The sequence below is a fragment of the Pelagivirga sediminicola genome, from assembly GCF_003072125.1.
Classification (GTDB): Bacteria; Pseudomonadota; Alphaproteobacteria; order Rhodobacterales; family Rhodobacteraceae; genus Roseovarius; species Roseovarius sediminicola.
Window position 1 is genome coordinate 1 of the sequence record NZ_QCYH01000037.1, and the last position, 6,950, is coordinate 6,950.

Here is a 6,950-nt window from a genome sequence, read left to right on the forward strand (position 1 = left end):
CTTCGTGTGCGTCCATAAGGACACTCGATAAACGATCTCACAGCCCAGCAGCCAGACGGCCCTCGGCGGAGGTTTACGCCCGAACCACGTCTGGTGTAGCGACATTACCTACATCCCGGTGCGGCGCGGGTTCCTTTATCTGGTGGCTATCATGGACTGGGCGACGCGTAAGGTTCTGAATCGCCCCGGGTTTGTCGGAGACTATCAACTTAACTAAGGATGATGGTTATGACGAAAAGCAAAATGGCAAATCGCTACTCGCCAGAGGTCCGTGCGCGTGCGGTCCGCATGGTGTTTGAGCATCAAGGCTCATACGAAACGCAGGCGGGCGCGATCGCGGCCATTGCACCAAAGATCGGCTGTATCCCCCAGACCCTGCGCGAATGGGTCAAGCAGGCCGAGAAAGACAGCGGTATGCGCGACGGTGTCACGACCGAGGAACGGGACCGGATTAAGACACTGGAACGCGAGGTTCGCGAGCTGCGCCAGGCGAATGAGATCCTGCGCAAGGCGTCAGCTTATTTTGCGCAGGCGGAACTCGACCGCCCACTGAAGCGATGATCGCCTTCATTGAAGATCAGCGCGTTGTCTACGGCGTCGAGTCGATCTGCAGGGTTCTGCCGATCGCGCCGTCGACATATTACCACCGCCTGGCGTGCCTCGCTGATCCTTCCAAAGCTTCGGCGCGGCATCAGCGTGACACAGAACTCTGCCCAGTGATCCAGCGGGTCTGGGATGAGAATTACCAGGTCTATGGGGTCCGCAAGGCGTGGCATCAGCTAAAACGGGAAGGCTATACGCTGGCGCGCTGCACGGTGGAGCGCTTGATGAAACAGATCGGCATCCGTGGTGCCGTGCGCGGAAAGGTGGTCAAGACAACGATCCCTGACACGTCAGCGCCCTGTCCGCGCGACAAGGTGAACCGCGTGTTCCGAGCACCAGCTCCGAACCTGCTCTGGGTCAGCGATTTTACCTATGTGTCCACGTGGCAGGGCTTCATCTATGTGGCCTTTGTCATCGACACGTTTGCCGACCGCATCATAAGATGGCGGGTCTCGCGGTCGGCCAAAACTGACTTTGTTCTCGATGCTCTCGAACAGGCCCTGCATGATCGCCGACCTGTTCAAAGGGGCGGATTGGTTCATCACTCGGATCGCGGCGGGCAATATTTGTCCATTCGATACACCGAGCGTTTGGCAGAAGCTGGCATTGAGCCATCGGTCGGCAGTGTCGGTGACTCGTATGACAACGCCCTCGCTGAAACGATAAACGGTCTCTACAAAACCGAACTGGTCCATCGCCAGGGCCCGTGGCGTAACATGCAGGATCTGGAAATGGCCACCCTCGGATGGGTCGATTGGTTCAACCACAGACGCTTGCTTGGCCCCATCGGAAACATCCCGCCAGCCGAGGCAGAAGAGAACTTCTATGCACAGCGCGACGTGCTCGATATGGTCGCGTAATATGAAGCTATAGGTCTCCGATGAAACCGGGGCGATTCACATTACCAACTTTCGCGCGTTTCTCGCGCGCATGAACAGGAAGCTGTAGTTCACGCCAAGCTGTGCCGCGGTCTTACGCGCTTTGCGGCTGATCAGGCCGAGCACCAGGCGCAGGATGAAATTCAGGCCCTGCGACTTCGCGAAGGTCGGTGTGGGAGGCCCCGAAATCGAGATCAGCAGCCCGCCAGGCCTGAGCACGCGCAACGACTTCTGCAGTGTCGCGTCGTCCTGACTGTGCAGCACGAGATCGTAGCCGGACAGCCCCTTTTCTATATCCTGCGTCCGGTAGTCGATGGCCACGTCCGCACCGAGACCCTTCACCAGCTCTATGCTGCTGGCGCCGCAGGTGGTGGCAACCGTCGCACCGAGATGTTTGGCGAGCTGAATGGCGATCGTGCCGACACCCCCCGATCCTGCCTGAATGAACACTTTCTGGCCCGGCTTGAGCTTGCCGACCTCGACCAGTGCCTGCCAGGCGGTCAGCGCGACGAGCGGCATGCCAGCGGCTTCCGTGACAGAAAGATTGGCGGGTTTCGGGGCCGCATCATCTTCATGGACGGCGATGGCTTCAGCGAAAGCGCCGATGCGCCCGTCGCGCGGCCGGGTATAGACGGCGTCGCCAACCTTGAAGCGCCGCACCTGCGATCCGACAGATGTCACCGTACCGGCCAGATCGTGGCCAAGGATAAAGGGAGGCTTGTAAGGCAGGATCGGCTTGAACTCGCCATTGCGGATCTTGATGTCCAGCAGGTTGAGGCCGGTCGCGCGCCAATGGTGCTGCGCTCGGAAAGGCCGATTTTCTCCGGCAGCCTCGACAAACGCACATTAAGGGTATATACACGCATAATGACCCGCTGCTATTGCTCGATGCTTCGTTCCGCCACCCGCAAAGTCGCCTCGATCTACGATGAGGCGCTGGCTCCGTTCGGCATCAATGTCGCGCAGTTCTCCCTACTGCGGACAATCGAGCGGCTCCAGCCGGTCAGCCTCACAGACCTTGCAAAAGACGCCCAGCTCGACCGCTCGACGATCGGCCGCAACGTCCGCGTGATTGAGCGCGTAGGCCTTGTTGAAACACATCGCGGCGATGTCGATCATCGGGAAGCAATCGTGATGCTAACCCCTCACGGCGCCGGTATTCTCTCAAACGCCGGTCCAGTATGGGACGAATGCCAGAAGGCAATGGAGGCCCGGCTTGGTCCGGTGAAGATCACCGCCTTGCAGGACATTCTCCGATCGATCTGATTTTTTGCTCAAACGCGCGCATATACCCGCATAAGGACGCTTCATGACGCCTGATCACCTTCCACCTCCTGGTTCAACAACCTTGACAAAGGCGTTCTCGAACAAGGGCATTCATTACGGATGGGTGGTCGTCGCAGCGACCTTTCTGACCATGATGGTTGGTGCCAGCGCGGTCGGGGCACCAGGCGTTCTCATCGGCCCCTTGCAGGACGAATTCGGCTGGGACGTCGCCGACATTTCGGCAGTTTTCGCGGTCAGGTTGCTGCTGTTCGGGGCAGTCGGCCCCTTTGCTGCCGCCTTTTTGAATCGCTTTGGTGTGCGGAAGGTTTCTCTAGTCGCGCTGGCCATGATGGGAGCCGGAGTGATCGGCTCCTTCACCATGACGACACTGCCCGAGCTCTTCCTCTTTTGGGGCATAGTCGTCGGGCTCGGGACCGGCTTGACGGCAATGGTGCTGGGCGCAACGGTTGCCACGCGATGGTTTGTGGCAAAGCGCGGTATGGTGCTGGGATTGCTGACTGCCAGCGTCGCCACCGGACAGGTACTTTTCCTTCCGGCCTTCGCGGCTATGTCAGAGGCATGGGGCTGGCGGGCGGCCCTCGGTCTGCTGGTGGCGATGCTGGCTCTCAGTGCCGTGGTCGTGCTGATACTGATGCGCGATCGCCCCGCAGATATCGGCCTCCTGCCTTATGGTGCGAGCCAGGCTCCCGCGGAGCCAGCCGATACTTCATCACTCGGAAATACACTCATCAAACCGCTGCAGGTGTTGAAGGAAGCGTCGCGATCGGGGACGTTCTGGATCTTGTTCGGCACGTTCTTTATCTGTGGCGCAACGACCAATGGTTTGGTGCAGACGCATCTCGTGGCGATTTGCAGCGATTTTGGGATCGCACCGGTCATGGCGGCCGGAATGCTGGCCGCTATCGGAGCCTTCAACTTTATCGGCACCATCGGCTCGGGTTGGCTGACGGACCGCTTCGACAGCCGCTGGCTGCTGTTCTGGTATTACAGTCTGCGCGGGCTTTCGCTCCTCTATCTTCCTTTCACGGGCTTCGGCTTCTACGAACTGACGCTGTTCACGGTGTTCTACGGCCTTGACTGGCTGGCAACGGTCCCGCCCACGGTGAAGCTGGCTGCCGAACGGTTCGGGGCGAATGCCGCGATCGTCTTCGGCTGGATTTTCTTCGGCCATCAGATCGGTGCGGCCGCCGCTGCCTGGGGCGCGGGCCTCACCCGCAGCGTCTATACAACCTATCTGCCCGCCTTCTACATCGCGGGCGTCATCTGCCTTCTGGCCGCCATTGCCGTCTTCGCCATCCGACGGACACAAGACGGCGGCTCCCCCCAACCGGCTTGATCACCGGCACGAAAGGACACTGAAATGGACTACAGGATCTTCGGAAATACCGGTTTGCGCGTTTCGCAGATTGCACTTGGCACCGGCACCTTTGGCACCGGCTGGGGACACGGCGCCAGCGCGGAAGACAGCGCCACGATCTTCAACGCCTATGCCGAGGCTGGGGGCAACTTTATCGACACCGCCGACACCTACCAGTTTGGCCAGTCAGAAGAGATCCTCGGCACCCTGCTCCAGGGCAAGCGCGAGAATTTCGTGCTGGCGACCAAATACACCAATGGCGCCGAGCCGAATGCCGACCGTCTGGTTACCGGAAACAGCCGCAAGGCGATGATCGCCTCGCTGGAGGCCAGTCTGAAGCGGCTGAAGACCGAACGGATCGACATCCTCTGGGTCCACCATCCCGATGGCGTCACCCCGTCGGAAGAAATCGTCCGCGGCCTTGACGATCTCGCGCGGGCAGGCAAGATCCTCTATGCAGGCCTGTCGAATTTCTCGGCTTGGCGGCTGGCCCGCGCTGTCACCATCGCAGAGTTGACGCGCGCCGTCCCGATTGCCGCCGCGCAGTTCGAACATAGCCTTATCCACCGTGAGCCGGAGGCCGACCTTTTCCCTGCCGCGCAGGCGCTCGGGCTCGGCATCGTCACCTGGTCGCCGCTCGGCGGCGGGGTGCTGACCGGCAAGTACCGCAAGGGTGAGACCGGCCGGGCCGAGGGCATGGGAGGACGCGTCTTCCAGCCCGAGAACACCGAGCAACGTTCGCGCATCCTCGATACGGTCCTCGAGATCGCGGCGGAGCTTGAAACAAGTCCCGACCGCGTGGCCATCGCCTGGGCAGGCAGCCACGGGGCCGTTCCCATGATCGGGCCCCGAACGCTGGCGCAGTTCGAAGGCAATATCGGCGCGATCAGCCTGACATTGTCGTCAGAAATCCTGGCCCGCCTTAACGACGTCAGCAGCCTAGTGGACACGCCCGCTACACGAGCGGCGAGCTCACAGGGCAATGTCGTCCCAACCACGAAAATCGTCGCATGACCTGCACAAAGAGAGAAGGAACTAGCCATGTCCACGCGTGATATCATCGTCGCCGCGCCCGTCCGCACCGCCATCGGCGGCTACAACGGTGCGCTGAAAGGCCTGCCGGCCACGGAGCTAGGCGCCACCGTCATCCGCGAGACGCTGCGGCGCGCGCGGCTTGATGCCGAGGCGGTTGGAACCGTTGTCATGGGTAATGTTGTCCAAGCCGGCACCCGGATGAACCCGGCGCGCCAAGCCTCCATCGGCGGCGGAGTGCCCGTTTCGGTGCCGGCACTGACTGTTAACCGCGTTTGCGGCTCGGGCGCGCAGGCGATCCTGTCGGCCGCGCTGGAAATCGGCGCGGGCGACAGCGACGCGGTCGTGGCCGGCGGCATGGAGAACATGGACCGTGCTCCCTATCTGGTCGAAGGCGGCCGCTGGGGCTACCGGATGGGGCCGGGCCAGATCCTCGATGCCATGCTGACGGACGGGCTGAACGACGCTTTCTCGGGCGAGCATTCCGGCTGGCATACCGAGGATCTGGTAACAAAACTCCAGATCACCCGTGAGGCACAAGATGCCTTTGCAGCCCGCTCGCAGCAGCGCTTCGCTGTCGCGCGCGACGCTGGCCATTTCGATGCAGAGATCACGTCGGTCGGAGATAAAGGGCCGCAAGGGGCAGAAAACTTTCGCGGTCGATGAAGCCCCCCGGCCGGATACCACAGCAGAGACGCTAGCCCGCCTGAAACCGGCTTTCCGCAAGGAGGGGACCATCACCGCTGGCAATGCCCCCGGCCTGAACGCAGGCGCCGCGGCCCTAGTGGTGGCCGAACGCGCCTTCGCAGAGAAGGCGGGGATCGAACCCTACGCCCGTCTCGCGGGCTATGGCGTGGGTGCCGTGGAACCCGGTATGTTCGGGCTCGGTCCGGTCCCGGCCGTCAAACGCGCCCTCGACAAGGCTGGCTGGAAGATCGGCGATGTCGAGCGGTTCGAGATTAACGAGGCGTTTGCAGCTGTCGCGTTGCCCTTTAATCTGAGACGGGACGCGTTTGGCGGCAATTTTTGCCCTTAATTGTGAGATGAGGCTGTCATGGGGCCGGCGCTTTTCGCGCGCCTTTGCGCGATGTGATCAACCGCGGCAAGCAATCGAGGCTCCTTCTCGAATGCGCGCAAGAGAGCAACCCTTGCGTAGTCGTCGATGCTTTTGCTGACGATGGCTGCCTTAGCCAAGGGATGAGATCGAGCGGCGGCGATTGCGGCGAGGCAGAACAGCCTAACTTCCGATCTGGGGTTCTGGACAGCGAACGACGGATCCCCGCGGAAGGTTTTGAGTGACATGGCAAAGGTGACTGCGCGCATTGCGCGCCGAAGTTGCTTGGGGCCGCGCGATCGCGCGGCGCACTCAAGCATCCCTGCCCCGCGGCGCGCTCGGAATATCAGTTTTCCGGATATTTGTTCCTCACGGGGTTTGCCAAGGGTCTGCACAAGTCTCGTCCCGCAAACTTGGCAGTCAAATGCCCAGGCCCGCCTCCAATGCCTGAGCGAAAGACCCTCTCTGGAGCATTGCACGCAATGCTGGAATGGCATCTGAGCCGTCAGCGAGGCTTCTCGTGGGGTCATTGCCGGAAAGGTCAACGATCGCACAACATCTGGGTCGACTCGTGCGGCGTTGGCAATCCTCTCCGCCGTGGTCGCGTCGACACTGACGTCCAAGGCGGTGCCATGCGCGGTATCAATTTTGATATGAGCCAACAGTTCCGCGTCATCGCAGTAGTTGGCCGCCGCCAGCCGTGATAACCAACCTGACAACAACTCGTCTGGCAGCGGCG

General features: G+C 61.4%; 8 protein-coding genes, 3 pseudogenes and 1 other annotated feature. Of the genes and pseudogenes, 8 read left to right on the forward strand and 3 right to left on the reverse strand.

Going from position 1 to position 6,950, the window contains the following annotated elements; all coding sequences use genetic code 11:
* Nucleotides 1–76: 76 nt before the first annotated feature.
* A pseudogene (locus DC366_RS20525) lies at nt 77–181 on the forward strand (DDE-type integrase/transposase/recombinase); the annotation flags it as partial.
* A gap of 47 nt (nt 182–228) precedes the next feature.
* Nucleotides 229–1,463 (forward strand): IS3 family transposase gene (locus tag DC366_RS19045; protein WP_108693736.1). Its coding sequence is split into 2 segments (ribosomal slippage): nt 229–523 and nt 523–1,463, totalling 1,236 coding nucleotides; the frame shifts between segments, so codons are not numbered across the junction.
* Nucleotides 516–632: a sequence feature (AL1L pseudoknot), on the forward strand. It overlaps the preceding gene by 117 nt.
* Before the next feature lie 36 nt (nt 1,464–1,499).
* On the opposite strand, the gene DC366_RS19050 is transcribed toward DC366_RS19045, so the two are convergent.
* On the reverse strand, nt 1,500–2,000 hold the full coding sequence (locus DC366_RS19050) for a zinc-binding dehydrogenase (RefSeq protein ID WP_243405237.1): 501 nt from the start codon (nt 1,998–2,000) through the stop codon (nt 1,500–1,502).
* A gap of 90 nt (nt 2,001–2,090) precedes the next feature.
* Nucleotides 2,091–2,252 (reverse strand): annotated as a pseudogene (locus DC366_RS20650) (alcohol dehydrogenase catalytic domain-containing protein); the annotation flags it as partial.
* Nucleotides 2,253–2,369: 117 nt separating this feature from the next.
* Here DC366_RS20650 and DC366_RS20405 point away from each other — a divergent pair.
* The 6 genes and pseudogenes from DC366_RS20405 to DC366_RS20410 all read left to right on the forward strand — a co-directional run bounded on the left by DC366_RS20405 (nt 2,370) and on the right by DC366_RS20410 (nt 6,193).
* The gene (locus DC366_RS20405; protein WP_243405239.1) at nt 2,370–2,747 is read left to right on the forward strand and encodes a MarR family winged helix-turn-helix transcriptional regulator; all 378 of its coding nucleotides are present in this window, start codon (nt 2,370–2,372) and stop codon (nt 2,745–2,747) included.
* Nucleotides 2,748–2,790: 43 nt separating this feature from the next.
* Nucleotides 2,791–4,104, forward strand: a complete 1,314-nt coding sequence (locus DC366_RS19060) for an MFS transporter (RefSeq protein ID WP_207768787.1) — start codon at nt 2,791–2,793, stop codon at nt 4,102–4,104.
* A gap of 24 nt (nt 4,105–4,128) precedes the next feature.
* Nucleotides 4,129–5,139 (forward strand): aldo/keto reductase, encoded by a 1,011-nt coding sequence (locus tag DC366_RS19065; protein ID WP_108693735.1) that lies wholly within the window; start codon nt 4,129–4,131, stop codon nt 5,137–5,139.
* A 27-nt stretch (nt 5,140–5,166) separates the two neighbouring features.
* Nucleotides 5,167–5,823 carry a thiolase family protein gene (locus tag DC366_RS20105; protein WP_207768788.1) on the forward strand — a complete coding sequence of 219 codons (657 nt, stop codon included), beginning with the start codon at nt 5,167–5,169 and terminating at the stop codon, nt 5,821–5,823.
* Nucleotides 5,759–5,896: pseudogene (locus DC366_RS20595) on the forward strand (thiolase family protein); the annotation flags it as partial. The gene DC366_RS20105 and the pseudogene DC366_RS20595, both read left to right, overlap by 65 nt.
* A gap of 48 nt (nt 5,897–5,944) precedes the next feature.
* Entirely contained in the window at nt 5,945–6,193 is a 249-nt protein-coding gene (locus DC366_RS20410) for a hypothetical protein (protein WP_243405238.1), read from the forward strand.
* Here DC366_RS20410 and DC366_RS19075 read toward each other — a convergent pair.
* Nucleotides 6,190–6,950, reverse strand: a 761-nt coding sequence (locus DC366_RS19075; RefSeq protein ID WP_108693739.1) for a TniQ family protein, incomplete at its 5' end; no start/stop codon positions are given. The two genes, DC366_RS20410 and DC366_RS19075, sit on opposite strands and share 4 nt — an antisense overlap.